General features: G+C 28.1%; 25 protein-coding genes, 1 pseudogene and 1 riboswitch. Of the genes and pseudogenes, 24 read left to right on the top strand and 2 right to left on the bottom strand.

The annotated features are described in order from the left end of the window. Positions 1-85 precede the first annotated feature (85 nt). Complete coding sequence (locus K7H06_RS08780; protein WP_223039497.1) at positions 86-259, top strand: hypothetical protein; 174 nt, start codon at positions 86-88, stop codon at positions 257-259. 468 nt (positions 260-727) lie between these two features. Continuing rightward, entirely contained in the window at positions 728-988 is a 261-nt protein-coding gene (locus tag K7H06_RS08775; RefSeq protein ID WP_223039496.1) for a hypothetical protein, read from the top strand. 164 nt (positions 989-1,152) lie between these two features. On the opposite strand, the gene K7H06_RS08770 is transcribed toward K7H06_RS08775, so the two are convergent. Beyond that, on the bottom strand, positions 1,153-2,688 hold the full coding sequence (locus K7H06_RS08770) for a recombinase family protein (protein WP_223039495.1): 1,536 nt from the start codon (positions 2,686-2,688) through the stop codon (positions 1,153-1,155). A gap of 274 nt (positions 2,689-2,962) precedes the next feature. On the opposite strand from K7H06_RS08770, the gene K7H06_RS08765 reads away from it, so the two are divergent. The 3 genes from K7H06_RS08765 to K7H06_RS08755 all read left to right on the top strand — a co-directional run bounded on the left by K7H06_RS08765 (position 2,963) and on the right by K7H06_RS08755 (position 4,456). Next, positions 2,963-3,208 carry a hypothetical protein gene (locus K7H06_RS08765; RefSeq protein WP_223039494.1) on the top strand — a complete coding sequence of 82 codons (246 nt, stop codon included), beginning with the start codon at positions 2,963-2,965 and terminating at the stop codon, positions 3,206-3,208. Between the two features lie 308 nt (positions 3,209-3,516). Continuing rightward, positions 3,517-3,681, top strand: a complete 165-nt coding sequence (locus K7H06_RS08760) for a hypothetical protein (RefSeq protein ID WP_223039493.1) — start codon at positions 3,517-3,519, stop codon at positions 3,679-3,681. Between the two features lie 616 nt (positions 3,682-4,297). Beyond that, positions 4,298-4,456, top strand: a complete 159-nt coding sequence (locus tag K7H06_RS08755) for a hypothetical protein (RefSeq protein WP_223039492.1) — start codon at positions 4,298-4,300, stop codon at positions 4,454-4,456. A 301-nt stretch (positions 4,457-4,757) separates the two neighbouring features. On the opposite strand, the gene K7H06_RS21370 is transcribed toward K7H06_RS08755, so the two are convergent. Then, the gene (locus K7H06_RS21370; RefSeq protein ID WP_281426053.1) at positions 4,758-4,889 is read right to left on the bottom strand and encodes a hypothetical protein; all 132 of its coding nucleotides are present in this window, start codon (positions 4,887-4,889) and stop codon (positions 4,758-4,760) included. A gap of 186 nt (positions 4,890-5,075) precedes the next feature. Between K7H06_RS21370 and K7H06_RS08750 the strand changes: the two are divergent. The 19 genes and pseudogenes from K7H06_RS08750 to K7H06_RS08660 form a co-directional block, all read left to right on the top strand. Further along, a pseudogene (locus tag K7H06_RS08750) lies at positions 5,076-5,387 on the top strand (sigma-70 family RNA polymerase sigma factor); the annotation flags it as partial. A 407-nt stretch (positions 5,388-5,794) separates the two neighbouring features. Then, a riboswitch (cyclic di-GMP riboswitch) is annotated at positions 5,795-5,878 on the top strand. 127 nt (positions 5,879-6,005) lie between these two features. Then, positions 6,006-7,682, top strand: a complete 1,677-nt coding sequence (locus K7H06_RS08745) for a GspE/PulE family protein (RefSeq protein ID WP_223039491.1) — start codon at positions 6,006-6,008, stop codon at positions 7,680-7,682. Positions 7,683-7,695: 13 nt separating this feature from the next. Continuing rightward, complete coding sequence (locus K7H06_RS08740) at positions 7,696-8,751, top strand: type IV pilus twitching motility protein PilT (RefSeq protein ID WP_223039490.1); 1,056 nt, start codon at positions 7,696-7,698, stop codon at positions 8,749-8,751. Between the two features lie 14 nt (positions 8,752-8,765). Beyond that, positions 8,766-9,977, top strand: coding sequence for a type II secretion system F family protein (locus tag K7H06_RS08735; protein WP_223039489.1), 1,212 nt, complete (start codon positions 8,766-8,768; stop codon positions 9,975-9,977). Between the two features lie 221 nt (positions 9,978-10,198). Beyond that, positions 10,199-10,615, top strand: a complete 417-nt coding sequence (locus K7H06_RS08730) for a type II secretion system protein (protein ID WP_223039488.1) — start codon at positions 10,199-10,201, stop codon at positions 10,613-10,615. Positions 10,616-10,738: 123 nt separating this feature from the next. Continuing rightward, complete coding sequence (locus K7H06_RS08725) at positions 10,739-11,686, top strand: competence type IV pilus major pilin ComGC (protein WP_223039487.1); 948 nt, start codon at positions 10,739-10,741, stop codon at positions 11,684-11,686. 38 nt (positions 11,687-11,724) lie between these two features. Beyond that, a complete protein-coding gene (locus K7H06_RS21365) occupies positions 11,725-12,771 on the top strand; it encodes a type II secretion system protein (RefSeq protein WP_281426052.1) in 1,047 nt (348 codons plus the stop codon). Between the two features lie 145 nt (positions 12,772-12,916). Then, the gene (locus K7H06_RS08715; protein ID WP_223039486.1) at positions 12,917-13,363 is read left to right on the top strand and encodes a hypothetical protein; all 447 of its coding nucleotides are present in this window, start codon (positions 12,917-12,919) and stop codon (positions 13,361-13,363) included. 13 nt (positions 13,364-13,376) lie between these two features. Beyond that, entirely contained in the window at positions 13,377-13,703 is a 327-nt protein-coding gene (locus K7H06_RS08710) for a type IV pilus modification PilV family protein (RefSeq protein ID WP_223039485.1), read from the top strand. A 49-nt stretch (positions 13,704-13,752) separates the two neighbouring features. Then, positions 13,753-15,048, top strand: a complete 1,296-nt coding sequence (locus tag K7H06_RS08705; RefSeq protein ID WP_223039484.1) for a PilW family protein — start codon at positions 13,753-13,755, stop codon at positions 15,046-15,048. A gap of 130 nt (positions 15,049-15,178) precedes the next feature. Further along, a complete protein-coding gene (locus K7H06_RS08700) occupies positions 15,179-15,940 on the top strand; it encodes a prepilin peptidase (protein ID WP_223039483.1) in 762 nt (253 codons plus the stop codon). Positions 15,941-15,960: 20 nt separating this feature from the next. Beyond that, the gene (pilM, locus tag K7H06_RS08695) at positions 15,961-17,022 is read left to right on the top strand and encodes a type IV pilus assembly protein PilM (protein ID WP_223039482.1); all 1,062 of its coding nucleotides are present in this window, start codon (positions 15,961-15,963) and stop codon (positions 17,020-17,022) included. 14 nt (positions 17,023-17,036) lie between these two features. Continuing rightward, positions 17,037-17,600 carry a PilN domain-containing protein gene (locus K7H06_RS08690; RefSeq protein ID WP_223039481.1) on the top strand — a complete coding sequence of 188 codons (564 nt, stop codon included), beginning with the start codon at positions 17,037-17,039 and terminating at the stop codon, positions 17,598-17,600. Then, on the top strand, positions 17,587-19,212 hold the full coding sequence (locus tag K7H06_RS08685; RefSeq protein ID WP_223039480.1) for a LysM peptidoglycan-binding domain-containing protein: 1,626 nt from the start codon (positions 17,587-17,589) through the stop codon (positions 19,210-19,212). Before K7H06_RS08690 ends, K7H06_RS08685 begins: the two co-directional genes overlap by 14 nt. 29 nt (positions 19,213-19,241) lie before the next feature. Beyond that, positions 19,242-21,002 carry an S-layer homology domain-containing protein gene (locus K7H06_RS08680; protein WP_223039479.1) on the top strand — a complete coding sequence of 587 codons (1,761 nt, stop codon included), beginning with the start codon at positions 19,242-19,244 and terminating at the stop codon, positions 21,000-21,002. Positions 21,003-21,161: 159 nt separating this feature from the next. Continuing rightward, on the top strand, positions 21,162-21,641 hold the full coding sequence (locus K7H06_RS08675; protein ID WP_223039478.1) for a pilus assembly FimT family protein: 480 nt from the start codon (positions 21,162-21,164) through the stop codon (positions 21,639-21,641). A 19-nt stretch (positions 21,642-21,660) separates the two neighbouring features. Then, positions 21,661-22,095: a pilus assembly FimT family protein gene (locus tag K7H06_RS08670; protein WP_223039477.1), complete on the top strand. Its 435-nt coding sequence runs from the start codon at positions 21,661-21,663 to the stop codon at positions 22,093-22,095. Between the two features lie 19 nt (positions 22,096-22,114). Beyond that, the gene (locus K7H06_RS08665) at positions 22,115-22,612 is read left to right on the top strand and encodes a PilW family protein (protein WP_223039476.1); all 498 of its coding nucleotides are present in this window, start codon (positions 22,115-22,117) and stop codon (positions 22,610-22,612) included. A gap of 10 nt (positions 22,613-22,622) precedes the next feature. Continuing rightward, positions 22,623-23,213 carry a hypothetical protein gene (locus K7H06_RS08660; protein ID WP_223039475.1) on the top strand — a complete coding sequence of 197 codons (591 nt, stop codon included), beginning with the start codon at positions 22,623-22,625 and terminating at the stop codon, positions 23,211-23,213. Positions 23,214-23,279 lie beyond the last annotated feature (66 nt).

Raw genomic sequence — 23,279 nt, 5'->3', positions numbered from 1 at the left:
TTAAGTAGATCAATAGATTCTTCCCTGATAAAACCTATAGCATAGTACAAACTAAGGTTTTCATAGAATGTTTTGAGGTGGTCATATGAAAATTAGATTACATTTTCCACATACTCTAGAAAAACAAAAGCTATTAAGCGAAAGAATAGCACAGGAACATGTAAATATGATAAAAGAGTATATTAATAAGTTATCAATAGATGAAGAAGACAAATATAGACTTTGGGAAGATGTTAAATTACAGATAAAAAAGGTGTAGAGGACGAAATCACTATTCATTAAACTGTCATCGTATTGTATTTAAAAAGGATAAGTCATAATGCTGGTTACAAAGATTTACTAAATGTTTTATTTGTTTTTCAGTAGTAATGGTATAAGGAAATGTACGAATAAGATTAGATTGAGCATCATAAATTAAAATTTTATGTTTATTTTGGGCAATCCATAAAGGAAACTTAATCAAGTTATCAATCCTTTCTATCATTTTAAATTACTATTTTAAATAGATTATATTAAAGGTTTATTCAAAATATACCGCAAATAATTAAAAATTAATACTTCCGAGTAGAATAGTATCAATGAATAAAAAGCTTTTAACCACACTTTAACTTTAATAAAAAATATTACACATACAAGTAAATTATTCTTATAAAACAAATTATTTCATATATAAGTAGGATTTTCCTATTTTGTGTCGAATACTGTCTGTAAGAAAGGGTGACTACATATGAGATTAACAGTAAAAAGTAAACTTATAAGTAACTATATACAAGAATGGTTACAAACAAATAACAAAACAGAAGCAACTCCAGCGGATGTTATAGAATATCTCATGAAAAAAAATATATATAAAAGTCATGCATTAAGAAATTTCCAGAGGGATCTTAGAACATTAGAAACCAGAGATATGTTAGATTTTATTAAGGGCATTGAAACAAAACAAGTAAAAAGCAAAAGATTTTGGATATTAAAAAAAGTTACAGAATAGATTATTTTAAAAATTGCATTTTAGTATATATTGCAAATGAAATATTGATGACAATTCGTTCTAGTAAAAAAACAAAAAGTGAAGTCTCCTTACAAGACCCTATTGGTATAGATAAAGAAGGCAATGAATTTCCCTCAACAGTTTATCAACTATTGAGGGAATCTTTAATGTGGCAGTCTAGGATAAAGTACTAATGTAAATTGATCATTTCTCTGATTTTTCTCTTTGTTATATACAGCAGAATCAAGTATACTTTTAAGTAGACAATTTTTCTTTGCTGGATCAGTTGTACGTGAATATACATCTAGCACTTTTTTTATTTTAGGAATCATATTATTCTTAACTTCGTGTCTTTTAACTTCATGTTCAAGTGTAATTTTAGCTTTAACTATATATTTTTTTGTTTTTTTTATTTTGTCTATAAGATTTTGTGATCTATCTAAATAGGTGTCTACATCATAGACTCCACGTTCTAAGAAGTCATGTAAAGTTCCCTTTTGCTTTTCTAATTCAAGCAATTCTTTTTCTAATTGAGTTAGTACTTTTTTATATAGAGATATAGAATTATTTTTATCTTTTTCAGTCTGTGTTCTTGTATCATATTGAGCGCTATATTTTTCTAACCATTCATTTAATGCTGCTATTAGCTGCTGTTCTACATATTTCAATTTACTACTTTTATTTCCACAATGTGTATAACACATAAGCTGATCATCTTTTTTTTTATAAGGACGAAGTACCATAGAGGCTCCACATTTGTTACATTTAATTATTCCAGCTAATGGGTTTGTTATGCCACTTTCTAATTGGTATGGGACATGATATCTTTTTCCTAATATGTTCTGGGCTCTCAGATACATTTTCATAGATATCAAAGCTTTATGCTTTCCATCTGCAATAATCCATTCACTTTTTGGTCTTTGCCTAGCATCTTTTACCTTATTAGGGTTAGAAGATTTCTTAATTTCTTTTTTCTTCCACGTGATTTTACCTGCATATACTGGATTTTTTATAATAGTCAAAACAGATGAATTAGACCAGTCTTTATTTGTATATGTTTTGTATCCTAATTGATTTAATTTATTAGCAATTTTACTGCAACCTAAATTGTGACTTGTATATAAATTAAATATCATTTTTACTACATCAGCCTGCGCAGGATAAGGTTTTAAAGTTCTTGATTTATCCGTATAATGTATTTCATATCCATATGGGGGAAGGGGAGAAATATAATTTCCTTCTTCTATGGATCGGATTCTTCCAGATTGTAAACGTCTATTAATAATCTTTAATTCTTTTCTAGCCATAAAGGCTTCAAATTCGCTGTATTCTTCGTCGAATTCATCATGCAGGTCATAAGTTTTACGAGGGGTAATAATCTTTGTATTTGCCTTCTTAAATGTTTCTAATATTAATCCTTGCTCTTGCATATTACCCCTGCCTAATCGATCCACATCCATACATAGAACAGCATCATATTGTTTTGATTCTACATCCTTAAGAAGTTCTAACATTTCTGGTCTATGCATAAGACTTTCACCAGATACTATTTCTTCCCGAATTTTAACTATATTTAGTCGTTGCTCTTGGGCAACCTTTAAGAGGGTTTTTCTATGTTTGGCTAATGTTTCACCTTCACCACGTTTTTCTGCTTCTTCATCAGCACGAGATTTCCTTAGGTATATACATATTCTTTCCATGTGATCACCTTTCTGTTACATGATTATATTTATATTATATTATTTTCTAGAATGATTATAATTAAATGAAAAAATAATGAAATATATTTAATTATTTCCAAGGTAATAGTGCGAATTCGATAGGTAATCACAGATATTAGCATTAAAGTGAAATTTTCAACGATATATAAAGAAATACCCCAAATCTCAATATAATAAGAAGTAAAAAAGTAACAATAATTTCTCCGAATCATATTTTAATAGTAGACATAAATATGTTAGGAGGTATTGTTAAATGGATGATAATGTATATGATTGCTCAATAGATGCTGAGACTGCTTCTAATCCAAGACGTAGACCAAGACGCAGACCAAGACGTAGGCCACCAGGATATGGACCGGGGTATGGTCCAGGATACGGACCAGGTTATGGCCCGGGGTATGGGCCAGGGTATGGACCGGGATATAGACCAGGGTATGGTTTTGCACCATGGCTATGGCTACTTGCACCATTCTTTGGATATGGTGGCAGATACTATTGATATTAAAGATGTATAAAGCAATATATATTGATACAACAAAGTAAATCAAACAAATAATTCCTCACTTTTGGGTGGGGAATTTTATTTTATGTTCATCTAGCATAAGCGTAAACTAATCGATAAAAGTTTTAGTTTTTACTTGGGGAAGTCTTATAGATACATTACCAAAAGCTATTTAGTTTTCCCATTCTAAAAAACATTCACCTAAACAACTTTAACCAAAATATTGATAGATTTACGAAAGGTAAACATAGAGTGTAGGCATAGTACAAACCAGTAAATTCATAATTTGTAGTGGAGGTGTTGAAATGGAAGAAAAATATGATGCTACCTATCATTTTGGCAACACTACTGTTCATATTATAGGCCCACCACCGATGACAGAGGAAGAGATAGAAAAGGTGTTAGACGAGTATCACAGAGCAGGATGGGCGATTATTCAAGAACTTAGAGAAAAGGGAGAAGATATCTAACAAAAGATAAACATCCTTTCTGATTATATATACCTTAAAACACTCAATATAAGGTTTATGAGTAAATGAAGAAGTATCTTTTTATTCGTTCTAAAAATTGCATGAGTCATGATAGTTATAAAAGAGAAGAAGGGATAATTAAGCAGAAGCGTTGAATAAAGTAAAAAATTTCCTTTTGTCGAACGATTTAAGTAGGAATATAATTCTTTTTATCGAATTAAGTAGGTAAAGGGGGTTATAGAGATGGACGAAAAAACAATTATAATAATAAAGAAAATCATTAGAAAGCTTGAAAATAGGGAAAAAGAAAATGAAAAGATTGTTGTACATAAAAAATGTGTTTAATACATAGAGATTATTTATTGTCGAAACATAGGAATAATTGTTGTAGTATATTTACTTTCTATGGAGAATAGTTAAATATAAAAGAGGCAGCTGTTTCAGAACATAAAGTAGACATGCAAATAGAAGAATACAATAGGTCGTTAAAAGAAATGAAAGAAGACGGATATATGACTTATAAAGTTATCGACGATTATCCTGTTTATAATGAAGAAGCAAAATATATCTGCATATCATTATTTCCTACATCAAATACTAATAGTGAGGTGATGATATGAAGCAAATTAAAAATGCAAAAGAGCTTTTAGATCCTAAAAAAGGTTCTGTAAAAAAAGCTCTTACACAAGGTAAATATAAAGAGATAACAGATTTAAGAGAAAAAAATGATATAGTGAATGCAACATTTGGTTTTGGCAGTGAAGACGAAAGATAAGAGAGTGAAAGCTCTCTTATCTTTAATATTAACAATAAATAGTTGGTAGCGATTGAGGTGGTAATCTGCCCAAAAGTAAATGGAAAACATATGTAAAAGATAGATTACTAGAAGTTGAAAACAGTTGATAAGAGATATGTATGTTTGCAAGAGTATTAGAGAAGAAATAAAAGAAAAGAAATCGTATATATAGACCATGATTGCTCCTGGTCATCAAAAAATGCACTGCAATAAATAGCTGATTTATGAAAGGGTAATATGTATTAAGAATTGGGAATGAACCCCCAATTCTTTTTAATAATTAGCAACGACCATAACCACCACAATTACAGAATATTACTACTAACAACAAGAAGAATAATAATAATTCGGTACTGCAACCACCACAACCATCAAAAATACCACCAATTCCACCACATTGAGCATCAGCCATAAGGAAAAGCCTCCTTTTATATTCATTATATTGACTACTTTCTTTTGACCTAATACAATGTATGTAGGTTGTAGGGCATGTGTTACATGATTTCAAAAAAAATTTTTATGTAAAATAATTACTAATCTAAAATTTGTATAATATAAGTGTATAACGGACAAACTAATAGGTTGATAAGCTATTTAAGGCAATGAAATATCACTCTTAGATATTTTAGGAACGGAAACGGATGAAGTTTTAGACGAAGTAGAGCTAAAAATACAAGTAAAAAAATTATACCAAAAAATGTCCAGTGTTTTGAAAAATAGAGAAAGAACTATTTTACAATTAAGATATGGATTAGCTAATGATGGAAGTAAAACACAAAGGGAAATAGCAAAATTATTAGGAATTTCCCGTTCTTATGTATCCCGAATAGAAAAAAGAGCCATAAAAAAGCTTAGTAAAGCTTTTCATTATAATACAAAAAAGAATATTGATGATAAAAAGGATGGATAAATGTTAGCATTTTTGCTAGCATTTTATTTTTTATAGGTTATAAAAAATATTGTAGATTTTTATATTTTTAACACTGTTGCCTTGGAAATTCCATAACATAAAAACAAATAAAAAACTATATATAACAATTTTTTTGTTGGAAAATTAAAAAATAAATGGTATAATATTCTAAGAGTAGATATTTTACTATTCATGGTAACTTATAAGATATATTTCATATAAAGAATTATAAAAATAATAAACTTAACATATTTGTTAATAGGATAAAAAATAAAGTATTTATTGTAAACCACCTATATAAGACATGAAATACGTCAAAAAAAAACATTTTTTAAAATATTATAGCAGGATTTTAAAAAAACTATATTGAACTATTTATAATAAATTAAAATAGGGATATGTAGTAATATGATGTTAGTACAAATGATACATGGTTATACTTTGGACGCCTATGCCATGTTGATGTAGTGGCGTAACCGACTAACGCTATATTATAATATAGATAGTTAGTCTTTTTATTTTTTTGAAAGCCATATATAGAAATGATAAGATAATTTATAATTTAAAATTATTTATTATTTTATACAAAAAATTATATATTATAGGTGGAGGATACTTATGCAATCAAAAAAACGACTAGGAGATTTACTCATTGATGCTGGATTTATCACAGAAGAACAGATCAATGAAGCTTTAAAAATCCAAAGATCTTCTGGAAAAAAATTAGGAGAAATCTTAATTGATGAAGGTTTTATACAAGAAAAACAAATGATAGAAATATTAGAATTTCAATTAGGAATTCCGCATATGGATTTAGAAAAATATCATATTGATCCAGAAGTTCCTAGGTTAATCAGTGAAAAAATAGCTAAAAGGCATGTATTAATACCCATAAAGAAAGAACATGAGAAACTAACAGTTGCTATGTCTGATCCTTTAAATATTTTTGCCATAGACGATGTTAAAATTGCAACAAGACTAAATGTAAATGTAGTAATTGCAACAAAACAACAAATTTTAAATGCAATTGATAGGTATTATGGTAGAGAAAGCGCTGAAAAAGCTATTGAAGATTTAAAAAGAGAAGCTCAAATAGAAAATGTAGAAAATATAGAAAATCAGATAGCAAATGATATTCATAATGCACCTACAGTTAGGCTTGTTAATTCTATTATTCAACAAGCTATAAAATTAAAAGCAAGTGATATTCATATTGAACCTTCAGAAAAAAAACTGCGCATACGTTTTCGTATTGATGGAGAACTGCAAGAAATCATGTCTATTGCAAAAACAACTCATGCATCCATCATATCAAGAATAAAGATATTGGGGAAAATGGATATTGCTGAAAAAAGAATTCCACAAGATGGTCGAATTGAAATTGTCGTAGATGATAAAAAAATTGATATTCGTATTTCTATATTACCTACAGTATATGGGGAAAAAGTTGTGCTTAGATTACTTGATAGAAATAATTTTGTGTTCTCTAAAAATGAACTTGGATTTACAGAAGAAAATTTAAATAGTTTTGATAAAATTATAAAAAATCCCTATGGTGTCATTTTAGTAACAGGTCCTACGGGAAGTGGAAAAACTACAACATTATATGCTATTTTAAAAGAATTAAACCAAATTAATAGAAATATTATTACCATAGAGGATCCGGTAGAATATCGTTTGGAAGGTATTAGTCAAGTACAAGTTAATAACAAAGCAAAATTAACTTTTTCTAGTGGGTTAAGATCTATTTTAAGACAAGATCCTGATATTATTATGATCGGAGAAATAAGAGATGCTGAAACAGCACATATTGCAGTTCGAGCTGCTATAACAGGACATCTAGTTTTAAGCACAATGCATACGAACGATACTGCATCTACAGTTACACGATTAGTAGATATGGATATTGAACCGTATTTAGTATCTTCATCCGTAGTGGGTGTAATCGCTCAAAGATTGATTAAAAAAATATGTGTAAATTGTAAAGAAAGCTATACACCAAATAATACAGAAAAGAACTTATTGAAGATAGATAATCATATTCCTCTATATAAGGGTAAAGGGTGTAGTGTTTGTAACTATACAGGATATAAAGGAAGGCAAGCAGTTCATGAAATTATGCCAATCAACGAAACCTTGAGATTATTAATAGATGAAAAAGCAAGTATAGATAAAATTAGAAAAATTGCATTTAATCAAGGGATGGTATCACTAAAAGAAAGTTGTAAACAATTAGTACTACAAGGAATTACTACAGTAGATGAAATGATTCGTATTGCATACAACTTAGAGTAAGGAGATGATCAAAATGGATGTTATGAATTTGCTTAAGGTCGCAATAGAGGCAAAAGCATCAGATATACATATCACTGTTGCAATTCCTCCAATAATAAGAGTAAATGGAAAATTAGAAAAAATGAGAGAAAAGCCTCTTTCACCAGAAGATACAGCAACATTAGTAAAAAAAATATTAACTAAAGAGCAACTAACGCAATTAGATGAAAAAGGTGAATTGGACATATCTTTTTCAAGTACTGGTTTAGGAAGATTTAGAGTAAATGCATTTAAGCAAAGAGGGACTTATAGTATGGTTTTGAGGGTGGTAGCTCTTACAATTCCCACTATGGAAGATTTAGGCTTACCTCTAGTATTAAAGGAATTATCAAGAAAGCAAAGAGGTTTAGTACTAGTAACAGGGCCTACGGGTAGTGGAAAATCTACAACACTTGCTTCTATGATAGATTTGATCAACAGAGAAAGACATTGTCATATTTTAACACTTGAAGATCCTATTGAATATTTACATAAACACAATAAAAGCATTGTAAATCAAAGAGAAATTGGTAGTGATTCTAGGACCTATGCAAATGCACTAAAATCAGCATTAAGACAAGATCCTGATGTTATATTGGTAGGAGAGATGAGAGATTTAGAAACTATTAGTATCGCTATTACAGCTGCAGAAACAGGGCATCTCGTATTATCTACATTGCATACTCTAGGAGCAGCCCAAACAATAGATCGTGTCATTGACGTATTTCCTCCACATCAACAACAACAAATTAGGATTCAGTTAGCTGCTGTATTAGAAGGGGTTGTATCTCAACAATTGTTACCTAAAGCAGATGGGAGTGGGAGAAGTGCAGCTTTTGAAATAATGCTTGCTACTCCTGCAATTAGAAATTTAGTCAGAGAGGGAAAAACCCATCAAATTCAAACATCTGTTCAAACAGGAAGTAAATTTGGTATGCAGACAATGGATCATTCTCTCACAGAGTTATATAAAAACGGATTTATTTCAAGAGAAATTCTATCAATGCATGCTATTGATCAAGATACGATAAAAAGGATTTTAGGATTTTAAAGAAGAGGTGAATTATGCCAGTTTACCAATACAAAGCAGTAACAAAAAAGGGAGAAAATATAAAAGGCACGTACACTGCTAATAGTGAGAATGAAGTAATTGTCATGCTTAGGCAAAATCAATATTACCCTATTAAAATAACCAAAATGACTGAGAAAAGTAATCTATTTAATTTCATGATTCTAAACAGAGTAACAACAAAAGATATTGCTATATTTTGTAGACAATTTTATACAATGTTAAATGCAGGTGTACCTATTATAAGATGCTTAGATGTTTTAAATTTGCAAACAGAAAATAAAAAATTTAAAGAAGTAATTAAAAGTGTATATACTCATATTCAAAAAGGAGAAACTTTTTCAAATGGTTTACGGAATCATAAGCTAATTTTTCCAGAACTTTTGATAAATATGGTAGAAGCAGGGGAAATCAGTGGTAATTTAGATGGAATAATGGATAGAATGGCTATTCATTATGAAAAAGAAAGTAAAATTAACAACAAAATTCAAGGAGCATTGGTTTATCCTATCGTCTTATCTATTGTTTCTGTCTTTGTAATTATATTTCTACTTGTATTTGTAATGCCAACCTTTGTAAGCATGTTTCAAGGTTCTGGAATAGAATTACCTGCACCTACAAGAGCACTTTTATTTATAAGTAATACATTGATTAATTATTGGTATATATATATGATTGTAGGTATTTCATTACTATATGGGAGCAATCAATTCATTAAAAGTGAATTTGGAAAAATTTTCATTGATCGATTGAAACTTAAAATTCCAATTGTAAAGAGCACAACACAAAAGATTATAACCACTCGTTTTACAAGAACATTGTCAACCTTACTTTCAAGTGGAATTCCTCTAATTCAAGCTTTAGAAAGTACAGGGAGGGTTGTAGGAAATAAAGTTGTAGAGAATGGAATTAAAAATACGATTGAAGAAGTATCTGTTGGTGCAAGCTTGGCAGGATCAATACAAAAAATAGGAGTTTTCCCTCCAATGGTAATATCAATGATTGAAATAGGAGAAGAATCAGGAGCAATAGATGATATTTTAGATAAGACAGCAAACTTTTTTGATGAAGAAACAGAAACTGCTTTACAAAAGATGATAACCATGTTTGAACCTTTCATGATCACAGTGATGGCTTTTGTTGTAGGGTTTATAGTGATGGCTATGATTTTACCAATATTTAATATGGTAAATACCCTTAATTTATAGCTATATAAGTTAAAGGATATTCAAAAATAAAAAAAATAATCTACTAGCACCTTTTGGAATATTCATGCAACAAAAGGGTATATATCTAATAGAATATATTTGTTTTATCTCAATAATGTATTCCAAAATGTACTATAGAAAAATATTATATAAAAGGAGGGATCAAAACATCAAATAAAATGTTATATTATTAAAAAAATTATTAAAAAGGAGAGAGAAAAATGTTGAAAATATTTAGTAAAAGAATGAAAAACAAAAAAGGATTTACATTAATTGAATTAATTGTAGTTATTGCTATTTTAGGAATTTTAGCAGGAATTGTAGTACCTAAGTTTGGTGGATTTACTGAGAAGGCTAAAGTAGAAGCAGATAAAACAGCTTGCAAAACAATTCAAACAGCTGTTTTGGTAGCATTAACAAATGAAGATATAAGTGGTACAGGTACAATTACAATCAATAATACTGGAGATACTAAATTTGAAAAGAGTGACGCAATTACAGTTAAATCAGATACTACACTAAAAGCAGTAATGGAAAACTTATTGGGATCAGATGTAAAAGCTCAAGCTAAAAATAAAACTAAATTTGAAGCTACTATAGATGCTAAGGGTGATGTAACAGTAGTAACAGCAGAATAAATAAAACATTTGTTTTTCATAAATTCTTAGTAATTGTTACTAATTTATAAACTTTGGAGGAGAGTCACTAAGACAGATTCTCCTCCTTTAATTACACAGCTATAAAAAAAAGTAGGTGATAGCATGAAAAAGTTTAATTTAAAGCTTCATAATCAAAAAGGGTTTACACTGATAGAATTAATAGTAGTCATTGCAATATTAAGTATTTTAGGAGGTATTGCAATACCAAAGTTTGGAGGATTTACAGAAAAAGCAAAGTTTAGAGCAGATCAGGCAAATATTAAGATATTAAACGATGCTACCACTTTGTACGCACTTAAAGAAAATAAAGATTTGACAGATATTATAACAGATGATTTAGGAGAAAATGGTGCAAAACTTGTAGCGACTGATTATTTAGAAAGTACACCTTCCCCACAAAGTAAAGAAGCGCAATATTTATGGAATCAGGAACAAGGAATGTGGGTGCTAGATATTGATGGTGGTAGTAAATTATTAAAAACAGATTGTAACAATATTCTTTATCATAATAGTAACGATAACTGGACTATTAAAGATGGCAAACTAAAAAATAACAAAACTGGTCAACAACGTATTTTTTTTCCAAATGATTATGAACAATATGAGATTACAACAAAAGCCCAATTTATTAGTGGAGAAGGATCTGTTGGATATGGCATAATATTTGAGAGTGTTGTAGAACAATCTGCAATTGGAAAAAGCGCCAATGATACTGGATATGTATTTCAGTTTGATCCTGGTCTTGGAAATAAATTCGCTTTTTATAAAAGAACTAATGGTGGAGAGTCGAATAAGCACATAATAGATCCATCAAGGGAAATATCTAACGATGCTAATTGGTGGAAAGCACCACATGATATTAAGATTAATGTTACAAAAGTTAATGATTCAGAAAAAGATGTAATGGTATATATTGACGGTAACCCCATAAGTACAGAAGCTTATAAGGTAGAATCTTCAGACACAGAAAAACAACGATATGTAGGATTTAGAACATGGAACAAATCACATGCTGAATTCACCAATCCTAAAATTAAGGAAATCAAGTAGTCTGATAATTACGAGACTTAATAACTTGCAATAAAAACATGGGGAATTTCAAATTAAGATTAAAAAGCAATATTTTACTATTAATTAGACAAAAAGTAGGTGATTATATTAAAAATCAAAAGGGGTTCACACTGATAGAATTAATAGTAGTAATTGCAATCTTAGGTATTTTATCTGCAATTGCAGTACCTAAGTTTGGAGGATTTTCAGAGAACGCAAAACTACGAGCAGATCAAGCTAATATAAAGGTATTAAATGATGCTACAAATCTATATGCGCTGAAATTAAATAAATCTTTAATAGATATTACAGCAGATGAATTAAAATCAAATGGCGAAATACTGGTGGATAATGGATATTTGGAAAATACACCAATACCACAAAGTAAAGGTGCAAAATATTTATGGAATCCGGAACAAGGACTTTGGACCTTAGTATTAGATGCTACTATTTCTTCTAATAGTAGTTATGAATTGTTAGAAAATTTAGATGATATTCTTTATCATAAAAGTTCTAAACGTTGGATTATTAAAGGTGGAATGCTTAAAAATAAAGAATGGACACCATTGGGTGGAAAATGGGATGATCGTATCTTTTTTCCAAATACTTATGATCAATATGAAATTACAACGAAAGCTAAATTAAGTAGAGATGCTTTTGCATTGGGCAATGGATACGGTATTATAATTGAAAGTAAAGTTGAAAAAACTGGGAATAAAATAAATGATACTGGTTATATATTTCAATTTGATACTGGGATAGGACATAAATTTAGATTTTTTAAGAGAAATAGTGGAAAAGAAGAAAATCGATTAAATCCATTTGCAGAAATTGATCCACCAGATGAAATGATTACTAGTGATGATTGGTGGACAAAAGTACATGATATTAAGGTTAAGGTTACAAAAAATGCAGATGACTCAACTAAAAAAGATGTCAGAGTATATATCGACGAGCAAGAGATAAGTACAGACCCTGTTACCATAGATGCTTTAGAAAAAACAGAAACAGGCCATGTAGGATTTAGAACTTGGGGAGATTCACATACTGAATTTACTGAGCCTAAAATTAAGGAAATTAAGTAGTCTATCAAGTACAAAGTTTGGAGGAGGGATATAAAAACAGTGTCTCCTCCTTTCGTTATATATATTTTTATTTTAATAAAAAAGAAATTAATATTAGCATAAACTTTAAAAATATGATTTAATATAAAGACTGGGAGGAGTTCCTATGTACATTAAAAATGAAAAAGGTGCTATACTTCCACTGGTACTTATTGTTATGCTTGTTCTTGTGTTTTTAGGTACGATTCTTTTGTTTTTAAGTGTTACAGAATCTAGACAAGTTGCAAAAGAAGAAAAAAATATGCAAGCTTATTATATTGCAAGATCAGGGGCAGATGCTATTGCCAAATATATCATAGAGAATAAGGATGAAGCAACTAAGTTAATAGATGCGCCTCCATCTAATCCTGTATATTTGGTAAATGGAGAATTTAAATCAGATTATATTGAGAATCCAGAAGATGATATTGGTGGAAGTTTTGTTGTAAATATTACACGAAAAGATAAAAAAATTGTAATTATCTCTACTGCTACAGTAAAAGATTTTAATAAAACGGTATCTTTAACTTTAAATAAAACAACAAATGGTTATACAAGAGGACTTTGGAAATAAAGAGGTGAAAATAATGAAAATATTATCTGATAAAAAAGGATTTACATTGATTGAGATAATCATTTCGTTAGCAATATTAGGAATAATTGTTGTTAGTTTTACTACTACTTTTACAAGTAGCTTTTCAGGTATTTTCTCTTCAGGTAAAAAAAGCCAAGCATTACATCAAGCCCAAATTCAAATGGATCGTAAAATTAATTCAGTTACTACAGGGAGCGATACTTTAAATATAAAATTTTTAGGTATATCCCAAATTACTGTTTTAGGAAAAAAAGAGATAGTAAATGTAGAATATAAAGACCATAATGTATCTTTAACTACATTCATCCCAAATAGATAATTTTTTAAATTAATTGTTTACTATGTTTATAATAAAGGTGGAGATATAGGTGCTTAGCCATAAGAGAAAATATAATTCTTTATTAAAAACCAATTTAAAAAATACAAAAGGTGTCACCCTTATAGAGCTCTTAGTTGTTCTTGCTCTTTTAGGAATGATTTTATCTTTAGGATATTCTTTGAATTTTTTTGGAATTCATACTTTTACGAAAGGGTCAATACAAGCTAATGTACAGCAAAAGGTTCGTTTAGCTGCTGATTTTATTACAAAAGAGATACGCTATGCAACAAATTTAAAGATAATTGATCCTTCTCAACCTATCCCCCCAAAAGATGATATTGAAGAGGATTTATACTATATTTTTATTAATGGAAATACAATAGAACATCGATATAAAGGAAACTCAAGAATTATTACAGATTCAATCCAAACACTATCATTTGAAAGAGCTATAGAAGAAAGCACAAAAAAAACTATAGATAATATTTTAAATTTTGAGATTGTTGGTAGTGATAAAAAACAAACTTATAACATGAAATCTGAAGCATTAATTATAAATTTACCTAAAAATAATAAAATCTTAAATGAAAATGAAGATAAACCTAGTATTGCTATATGCTATAAAAAAACATTGCCTATTGAATCGAATCCGAACGAACAATGGGGAGATTATGTATTAGTGACAAATTATTTAAAAATAGGTGGCAGTTCTAATATTAATGCACTTGATACTACATCTTTCATTAACGGAAATTATACTTCTACTGGATCAAGTTATATTGATGCTAGCGAAATATATATCCATGATAATATTAAGATGACTGGAAGTACAAGATTAGGTAAATCTGATAATTCTAATTCAATTTATGTTAACGGAGATATTAAATTAGAAGGCACTTCGAAAATTTATGAAAATTTATATTATACTGGAAAAATAAAATTTCCTAAGTCTTGGAGCAATGGGCCAGGAAATAAAATTGACAATATAGATTTTCCAGATATCTCAATACCTCCATTAAAATCTGATTCATGGTATTCAGATAGAGGTTTTACCTCAAACGCTACTACTAAAGATACTATGAAATATTTTGGAGATTCATATACTTTCAAATCATGGAATTCTCCATGGAATGATATATTTTCAGATGTAATTATAGTCAGTAAAAAAGATATAAAGTTAAGTGGAAGTACTCGCGCTAGTGGAATATTATTTGCACCTAATGGAAAAGTAACTATTACTGGAAGTGCATCGTTTGATGGAATTATTATTGCAAAAGAAATTCATTTAAGTGGAAGTGCTTCTATAAAATATAAACCATGTGCTTTAAATGATCTCCCATTTTAAAACTCAGAAATATTATATATATCTGAGTCTTTTTTGCAATAAAAAAGGAAAAATATCTGCTTTTGTAGAATTCTTAGTAGTGTTAGTAGGTTATATTATTTTTAATTATTTATAAGGACGTGAAAATTATATGTATCTTTTTATTCTAGTGCTAGGATTACTAATAGGTTCTTTTCTTAATGTATGTATTTGGAGGATACCACGTAGAGAATCTATTGTGTATCCAGGGTCTCATTGTCCCAAATGCAATACTACTTTAAAACCAATGGATTTGATACCAGTTTTTAGTTTTTTAGTTTATAGGGGAAAATGTAGATATTGTGATGTGAAAATATCTATGCAATATCCTATTATAGAACTTATGCATGCAATGATTTATTTATTTTTATATTATAGATATGGATATTCTTTAGAATTTATGGAATACGCATTGTTGTCTAGTTTAATCATTGTAATTAGCTTTATTGACATAGATCATCAGATTATTCCAGATGGATTGATTTGGTTGGGGTTTGTTTTTGCATTTATATTTAATATTCATTCATTTTTCGTGAATTTTACAAATCTATACAACAGTGTGTTAGGTTTATTAATTGGAGGTGGATTTTTTTTATTGATTGCCCTAATAACAAATGGTGGTATGGGTGGAGGAGATATTAAATTAATGGGTATGCTAGGATTTTGGTTAAGGTGGAAATGGATTCTTTTGATAATGTTTTTATCTTTTGTAATTGGAGCATTTATTTCTGTATGCTTGATCATTACAAAACAAAAAGGGAGAAAAGACATGATTCCATTTGGACCATTTATTGGCTTTGCTACATTAATGACAGTTTATTATGGAAATGATATAATATATTATTATATTACTTATTTTTACAATATTGGCTAAGGAAAGGAGTGTATCCATTATTGTTTTCCAAAAATATTTTATCGATTGATATAGGGACTTATAATATAAAAATGGTAGTTGGAAAATATATAAATAATACGGTTATTATTAATGATGCTATATCTTTACATACTCCACCTAATGCTATTCAAGATGGTCAAATTATTGATATATCAAAATTAAAACATGCCATAAACAAGGTTCTAAAAGAACAAGATTTCAAAGTGAAAAAAGTTATTTTCACATTAGAAAGCACGTCTATCATAACACGTGAATTATTTCTTCCTTATGTAAAATCTCAGAGTTTTGAACAAATGCTAGAATATGAAATACAACAACAGTTTCCTATGGCGTTAGAAGAATATGTAATACAATATAAAAAATTAGAAGTTCTACAAGAGGAGGATTTAAAAAAAATACGTGTATTAGCTGCAGCACTTCCTAAAACAATTGTACAAAACTATTTAGAACTTGCAAAACAATTAAATCTCAAACCTTTTGCTTTAGATAGTCATTCTAATGCTATTTCTAAGCTATTTGACAAAAATGTAAAAATAAACGAGAAAACAAATACAGAAATTGTTCTTTTAGATAAAGACAAACCTTATAAAGATTCTCAAACCATTGCAATATTAGATTTAGGTTATGAAAATATCAATATGAATATTATAGATAATGGAATTTCTCAATTTAGTCGACTTTTGAAGGTCGGTGGTAAAGATATTGATATAAATATTGCAAATGTATTGGATATTTCTTTAGATAAGGCAGAAAAAGAGAAAAAAAACAATCAAAATGAAATAATAAAAGATATTATTAGAACCTCTGTTGATGGATGGATAGAGGAAATACAACGAATATTTAAATTTTATACCAGCAGAAAACCAGTGAATAAAATTGATAAAATATATCTTTTAGGTGGACATGCTAATCTAATAGGCATTTCTCAATATATTAACGACTATTTTAACATACCTGTAGAGAAAATAGAAAAAATAAGCACTATAAAAATAGAAAATTCAAAAATCAATTTTAATATAAATCTTTATCTAAATGCAAGTGGAGCAATTATAAGAAAATAAGTGGGGGTATGGACATGAGAGATTTCAACTTTTTTGAGCCCTATTTATCAAAAAATAAAAAAATAACTAATAAAAAATACTTAATTCCTATAGGTGTATTTATTGTAATTATCTTTTTTATCATCATACCTATTGTAAATTTAATAAATATAAAAAAAACTGAAGAAGAAGTAGTATCAGCAAGTAATATAATAAATTCATCTAAAGATTATATAAAAGTACAAGAAGTAGAGGATAAATCACGAAAAATTCAAGAAATGAAGCATAAAATTCAAATGCTACAAGATTTGGAAGCGGGCATGAATGAAAAAGATATAATTAACGATTTTTTAATCTATACAATTAGAGATATGGTGCCTAATGATTTATTTTTTAAAATGATTACTATAGATCCTGAAATAGTAGAAATACAGGGAATAGCAAAAAATAAAATGGCAATTGCTGAGCTTAAATACAATCTAGAAAATGTAAAATATTTTCAAGATATATTTATTCCTGCAATTTCAGGAGATGATGGAAGTTATACTTTTACGCTCACTTTTACTATTAAGGATGTGACAACAAATGACAATAACTAAATTTCGAAAAATACCTATTTTATTTTTAATTACAGGAATATTAGGCTATGGTTATTTTCATTTTATCATCAATCCACAAATATCAAAATTCAAGGACTTAAAAGAAAATATAAAAAAATATCAGTCAGAAATTCAAAAAAATAAAATAATTGTTGCTTCTAAAGATAAAGTAGATAAGGAATTTGAAAATATAAATAAAGATATAATTCCTATTAAAAAAAGTTTTTTTTCATCACTAGAACAGGAACAAATTATTATATTGTTAAATGAAATATTAGATCATACAATGCTACAAGTTTCTTCTATCGACTTTTCTGAATTTAGAAAGGAACAAATTAAAGAATATACACTAGATGCTATAACAGTAAAACTTCCATTTGAAGGTAATTACGACGCCTTGTTAAATTTCATGAAGAAAATTAGAGAATATAAAAAAAAGATTATTGTTAAAGGTTTACGAATTGAAAACAATGAAAGTGGACAGTTAATTGGAAACATTTTTTTAGATTTTTATAGTTTGCCAAACGATAAGGATGATACCTACTTAACGGAATATTTTAATAAGGATGAACTGGGTAAGGAAAATCCATTTGCTCCTTTTGATGGATTTGTTGAAAATCCCTTTGATGAGCTAACAGATAATAATCAACAAATATCTTCAACAGAAACATTACCTAAAAGAGTATTGTTAAATGGATTTGAAAAAGCAACTACTTTTTTTGTGGGTTCCCCTAAAAAAGTAATTGGAAAGATTACTAGAGATACAAATAGCGTCCAGGGAAAATATTCTACAAGATTAGAATATGATTTTTTAAGAGGAAGACTCCATAGTATAGGAAATGTCGTTTATGAAGGAAAAAAAGTATTAATAACAAAACAGGCAGAAAATATAGGCCTATGGGTATATGCTTTTGAGAAGAGTCATCATAGCATTGGAATTATATTAAAAGATACAAAAGGAAAAATATATAAAATTCCTTTAGCAAATGAAATAGATTGGTTAAAATGGAAGTCTATCGAGGCAGTACTTCCTATCGAAATAGCATATCCAGCTGAAGTACAACGAATTTATGTTGAAAGCGTAGAGTTTGATAACAAAACTAAAGGAGTACTTTTATTTGATAAATTAGAGATCACTTATCCTAATGTATTGCCCTATAAAACAAATAAACAAATAGCTAAAAATACAACTCCTAATGAAAATAAAGAAATACCCCAAAACACGAATGCTCTCTCATATACAGTTTTGGCAGGGGACACTATTTTTAGCATTGCTGATAAATTTTATCACGATTATACAAAACGTCATTTTATTACGGAATATAATAATCTTAAAGATAGTAGCAGTATTTATGTGGGACAAGTTTTATATATTCCAAATGCAACCACAACTGCTAATAACCAAGTAGCTCAAGAGGATAAGAAAGAAAACATTTCTCAAAATTCAGAAGCATCTCCATATGAGATACAACCTAAAGACACTATTTTTAGCATTAGTAAAAAATTTTATAATGATTATTCTAAAAGACATCTGATTATGGAATATAATCAGATTCAAGATCCAAACGATATTAAAATAGGACAAATTATATATATTCCTAAGTTACAATAAAATATTCAGTTATTAAAGGAGGTTTTGTTTTGAAAAAGATATTCCTATTTTGTATGATATTTTTAACCATATGGACAATTCCAAGTATCGGTGTTTCTCAAAGGAATGATGATAAAGATGTTAAGAAAGCTTATGAAGATGGACAAAAATTTGGAGCAGTGGCTGGAGAATTATCCGGAAAAAAAGATTTAGTAAATAACCGTAAAAATAACTGGGAAAAAGCTTTTAGAGAAGAGGAAAAGAATCTTTATGATGAATATGATTTAGATGATGAAACAGGTACTTATAGAATAAACTTTAAAAAAGGTTTTGAAGAAGCATTTGAAAAAGAATACGAAAGGGGATATAGAAATTCAGAAACAAGTTTGGATAGTGAAAAGTCTGCAGAGGAAATAGGATTAGAAAATGGAAAATTCTTTGGTGCGATGCTTGGAGAATCTCACGGAAGAAAAGACTTTTATGCTGGAAAAACAAACGATTATAGAAGGAATATGCCGTCAGATGAAATAATTAGAAAAGAATATTCTTTAAGTAAAGATTCTAAAGAATATAGTGATAACTTTGTATTAGGATATAAAAAGGCCTATGAAGAAAAGTATACTTATGTATTTAGAGTTTCTAATGTAGATAATAAAAAAATCACAAAAGAAGATGGTCTTGATAATGGAAAAGAAATTGGAGAAAAAATGGGGAAAGCTTATGGAAATATTGATTATGAAGAAAATAAAGTAAATAACTGGAGACATGCTATACTCTCAGATCTAGAAATTATGCATAAATATAATTTACTAAAAGAAGTACCTGAATATAGGACTGGTTTTATAGCAGGATTTAAAGATGGTTTTAAAATAGGTTATACGGATGCTTTTCAACAAGCTAACATGAATATTGCAAAAGGGAATGTTAATTATGTTAAAGTATCTATGCAAGGTGAAATAATTGTTAGTGATGATCAAAATGTAACACTATCTATTGAAGCAGGTACTTTTTATAGAGAAACTTTTTTCTCCCTAGCAAAAATAAATTTGCCTTCAAATTATCCACATGAATCTTATGAAGCTGTAACGAATATGTATGAAATAAAAGTTGAAAATAATTTAAGCTTTATAAATACCAAAAAACCAATGATTCTCCAATTTAAATATTATGGATCTGAAACAGGTGGCATTTATAAATTAGTTAATAATGAATGGTTGTATTTGAATAGTGTAATAGATAAAAATACTATTTCTACTAAAATTCCAGCTACACATTACAGTGGAGGTATATATGCTGTCTTTATTGATGACCATTATACTGAATTAACAGATGTGCATAGCAATTGGGCAGGAGAAGAGATTTATTCATTTATGAGAAGAAACTATGTATCAGGATATCCTAATAATACTTTTAGACCTGAAAATCATGTAAGTAGAGCAGAATTCGTGACGTTATTAGGTCGGGTAAATAAGTGGAATAGTTCAATTACTAATTTAAAGCAAAAAGAATTTAACGATGCAGAGAGCTTTGGCGTTTTTAAAAATGATATTATTAATGCTGTAGGTAGAGGATATATTCAAGGGTATCCAGATAATACTTTTCGACCAAATAAATCTATAAGTTATCAAGAAATCGAATGGATTATTCAAAAAATCCCAGGAAACGAAACATTTAAATGGGATGATATTGCAGAAAAGATGTTCTATGAAAAATATACACGATCAAAAAGTCGATTTGGAAAGAATAAGTGTATTACAAGAGCAGAGGTTGTTTATATGTTATATGTGTTGCAACAAGAAAAAAGATTATAACAAAATTAAATAAAATACCACCCTTTAAACGGGTGGTATTTTATTTAATTAATTTTCTTTTTTTATGGATATAAAAGGTTAAACTGTATAATTTAATAATATATTACAAAAAATATTAATGTTGGGAAAAGAAAAATCATATAGGAAGAAGTTTTAAGTATGAATATATTAAAAAAAATCTTAAATTTTAAAAAAGCTAATATAGCAAAAGGTTTTACTCTTATAGAAATACTGTTGGTATTATCCCTTATGAGCATATTTTCATTGATGTCTATCTCTATCAATAAAAAATTATATAATACAATATTATTAGAAACAACAGTCAATAAAGTGAAAAGTGCTTTACTGCTTGCTCAAAATTTAAGCATTGCAGAAACAAATTTTTATTGTTTTGAGTATATAAATAGCACTAATATTATTAGAGTCCGACAAAGAGTGGTTGGTGGAAAAGTCATATTTAAAGAAAAATTAAATAGTAAAATTTGCATTGAACCATCCTATTTTAATGATGTTATTTATAATCCTGAAGGAAACACACAGTATCATGCATTCTATTTAGTTCATAAAAATAATAAAAAAAAAATAAAAATTCAAACCATGGTGGGTACGGGAAGAATAAAAATTTCAAAAACATATTAAAGAATAGGATGAAAAAACAATGAAAATACGAATAGGTAAAAATGGTTTTACCTTAATAGAGATTTTAATTACAGTCGTATTATTAGAGATTATTGCAATCACTACTACAACTATTTTATTTCAGCTAAATAAAATAAATATAAAAACTTCAAAAACCTATGAAATCAACCAAGTAGCACACAGCTATATGGAAGAAATAAAGTGTAATCATCTAACAATAGATGATAAAAACTATTCGATTGAAGAACTTCAAAATAAAGAAATAAATTTTTTTAAGGATCAGTACCAAATAATATTAACGGTTAGTAATGATTCTTATAATGGTCTTTATAACGTGATTTTACAAATAAAAGATAAGAACAATAATATTTGCATATTAGAAAGCTATATCAATTTTTTAGAGGAAACTTGTTATGATGAACTTTCAATAGAAGAAAAGGATTTAAACCAGTAGAACATTGGAGGAGATTCTATTGAAAAAATACAATAATCAAAAAGGATTTACATTTATTGAGGTTTTTGTATCTACAGCATTATTTTCAATAATTATGGTTGTTTTTATGTCTTATTTTTTGTTTTGCATAAAAAATTGCAATAACCAGATTGAGAGATTAAATACTAAGGAAAATCTTCGCTATGCTTTAACTTATATAGAAAGAAGTATTAAAATATGTAATCAAAAAAACATCACTTATAATGAAATTATAAAAAGATTTGAGGGAAAAGATCAGGAAAATTATAAAGCTTTTATTGATTTAAGTGGAAAAATTCAGTATGAAAATCATGTTTTAATATATTTTTATAAAAATAAAGGGCAATTGAGAACAAATAAAAATTATGAACATAATGTTTTGGTAGAGGGGATAAAGAAAATTGATGTAACAGAAGTAATCAAAAATAAGTTGATAGAAATAGAAATATTTGGAAACGTGGGTGAGTCTGTAAAGGCAAGATTTAAAATAAATGATTAGGAAGGTAAATATGAAAAAATATTTTGAAAATAGAGGTTCTATTGTAATAAACAGTTTTATCATAAGCACTATTTTGTTGCTGATTACCATTTCTACGCTTACATTGTTTTTAAATGATTTTTATATTGTCAAGGCAAATGAAAATAGTTTAAAAGCATATTATCTTGGAGAAGCTGCAGTCAATATAGTAATATTTAAAATAAATGATGATCTAAACAAGCTTATCCTTGAATATTTGAAAAAATTAAAAACATATAAGACAAACTATATTCAAAAAAATAAAGAAGAATACATTCCTCCGTCCTTTGAATTAGATTTACAAACATATTTATCATCACAAATACCTTTATTAAACGACACTAAAAAAAATCCGTTCTCTTATATGCAGGATCATAAATATACTGTACATATAAAACATAATTATATCAACCATACTATTGATATTTTAAGTACAGGCATATATAATGGTGCTAAAAAATCTATACATGTGCATCTATTGCTTCCACGTGTAAAAAATAATGGAGTAGACGCTTACAATCTGCCTAAAATAAAGATTCTCCCATTAACGATCGAAAATTACTATCAAACATTAGGGCAATAATTTAATTTTTTATGCATATAATAATGGAGAAACATGTAAAAATTCTACTCAAAAGAAAAAAAGTAT

It is taken from the genome of Crassaminicella profunda (assembly GCF_019884785.1).
GTDB classification, from domain to species: Bacteria; Bacillota; Clostridia; order Peptostreptococcales; family Thermotaleaceae; genus Crassaminicella; species Crassaminicella profunda.
This window is presented reverse-complemented; position numbering and strand designations above follow the sequence as displayed.

What these genes read in the sequence shown, in the direction of transcription:
- K7H06_RS08780 (WP_223039497.1), top strand. Translation starts at nt 86, where the DNA reads ATGAAAATTAGATTACATTTTCCACATACTCTAGAAAAACAAAAGCTA.
- K7H06_RS08775 (WP_223039496.1), top strand. Translation starts at nt 728, where the DNA reads ATGAGATTAACAGTAAAAAGTAAACTTATAAGTAACTATATACAAGAA.
- K7H06_RS08770 (WP_223039495.1), bottom strand. Translation starts at nt 2,688, where the DNA reads ATGGAAAGAATATGTATATACCTAAGGAAATCTCGTGCTGATGAAGAA.
- K7H06_RS08765 (WP_223039494.1), top strand. Translation starts at nt 2,963, where the DNA reads ATGGATGATAATGTATATGATTGCTCAATAGATGCTGAGACTGCTTCT.
- K7H06_RS08760 (WP_223039493.1), top strand. Translation starts at nt 3,517, where the DNA reads ATGGAAGAAAAATATGATGCTACCTATCATTTTGGCAACACTACTGTT.
- K7H06_RS08755 (WP_223039492.1), top strand. Translation starts at nt 4,298, where the DNA reads ATGAAGCAAATTAAAAATGCAAAAGAGCTTTTAGATCCTAAAAAAGGT.
- K7H06_RS21370 (WP_281426053.1), bottom strand. Translation starts at nt 4,889, where the DNA reads ATGGCTGATGCTCAATGTGGTGGAATTGGTGGTATTTTTGATGGTTGT.
- K7H06_RS08745 (WP_223039491.1), top strand. Translation starts at nt 6,006, where the DNA reads ATGCAATCAAAAAAACGACTAGGAGATTTACTCATTGATGCTGGATTT.
- K7H06_RS08740 (WP_223039490.1), top strand. Translation starts at nt 7,696, where the DNA reads ATGGATGTTATGAATTTGCTTAAGGTCGCAATAGAGGCAAAAGCATCA.
- K7H06_RS08735 (WP_223039489.1), top strand. Translation starts at nt 8,766, where the DNA reads ATGCCAGTTTACCAATACAAAGCAGTAACAAAAAAGGGAGAAAATATA.
- K7H06_RS08730 (WP_223039488.1), top strand. Translation starts at nt 10,199, where the DNA reads ATGTTGAAAATATTTAGTAAAAGAATGAAAAACAAAAAAGGATTTACA.
- K7H06_RS08725 (WP_223039487.1), top strand. Translation starts at nt 10,739, where the DNA reads ATGAAAAAGTTTAATTTAAAGCTTCATAATCAAAAAGGGTTTACACTG.
- K7H06_RS21365 (WP_281426052.1), top strand. Translation starts at nt 11,725, where the DNA reads ATGGGGAATTTCAAATTAAGATTAAAAAGCAATATTTTACTATTAATT.
- K7H06_RS08715 (WP_223039486.1), top strand. Translation starts at nt 12,917, where the DNA reads ATGTACATTAAAAATGAAAAAGGTGCTATACTTCCACTGGTACTTATT.
- K7H06_RS08710 (WP_223039485.1), top strand. Translation starts at nt 13,377, where the DNA reads ATGAAAATATTATCTGATAAAAAAGGATTTACATTGATTGAGATAATC.
- K7H06_RS08700 (WP_223039483.1), top strand. Translation starts at nt 15,179, where the DNA reads ATGTATCTTTTTATTCTAGTGCTAGGATTACTAATAGGTTCTTTTCTT.
- K7H06_RS08690 (WP_223039481.1), top strand. Translation starts at nt 17,037, where the DNA reads ATGAGAGATTTCAACTTTTTTGAGCCCTATTTATCAAAAAATAAAAAA.
- K7H06_RS08685 (WP_223039480.1), top strand. Translation starts at nt 17,587, where the DNA reads ATGACAATAACTAAATTTCGAAAAATACCTATTTTATTTTTAATTACA.
- K7H06_RS08675 (WP_223039478.1), top strand. Translation starts at nt 21,162, where the DNA reads ATGAATATATTAAAAAAAATCTTAAATTTTAAAAAAGCTAATATAGCA.
- K7H06_RS08670 (WP_223039477.1), top strand. Translation starts at nt 21,661, where the DNA reads ATGAAAATACGAATAGGTAAAAATGGTTTTACCTTAATAGAGATTTTA.
- K7H06_RS08660 (WP_223039475.1), top strand. Translation starts at nt 22,623, where the DNA reads ATGAAAAAATATTTTGAAAATAGAGGTTCTATTGTAATAAACAGTTTT.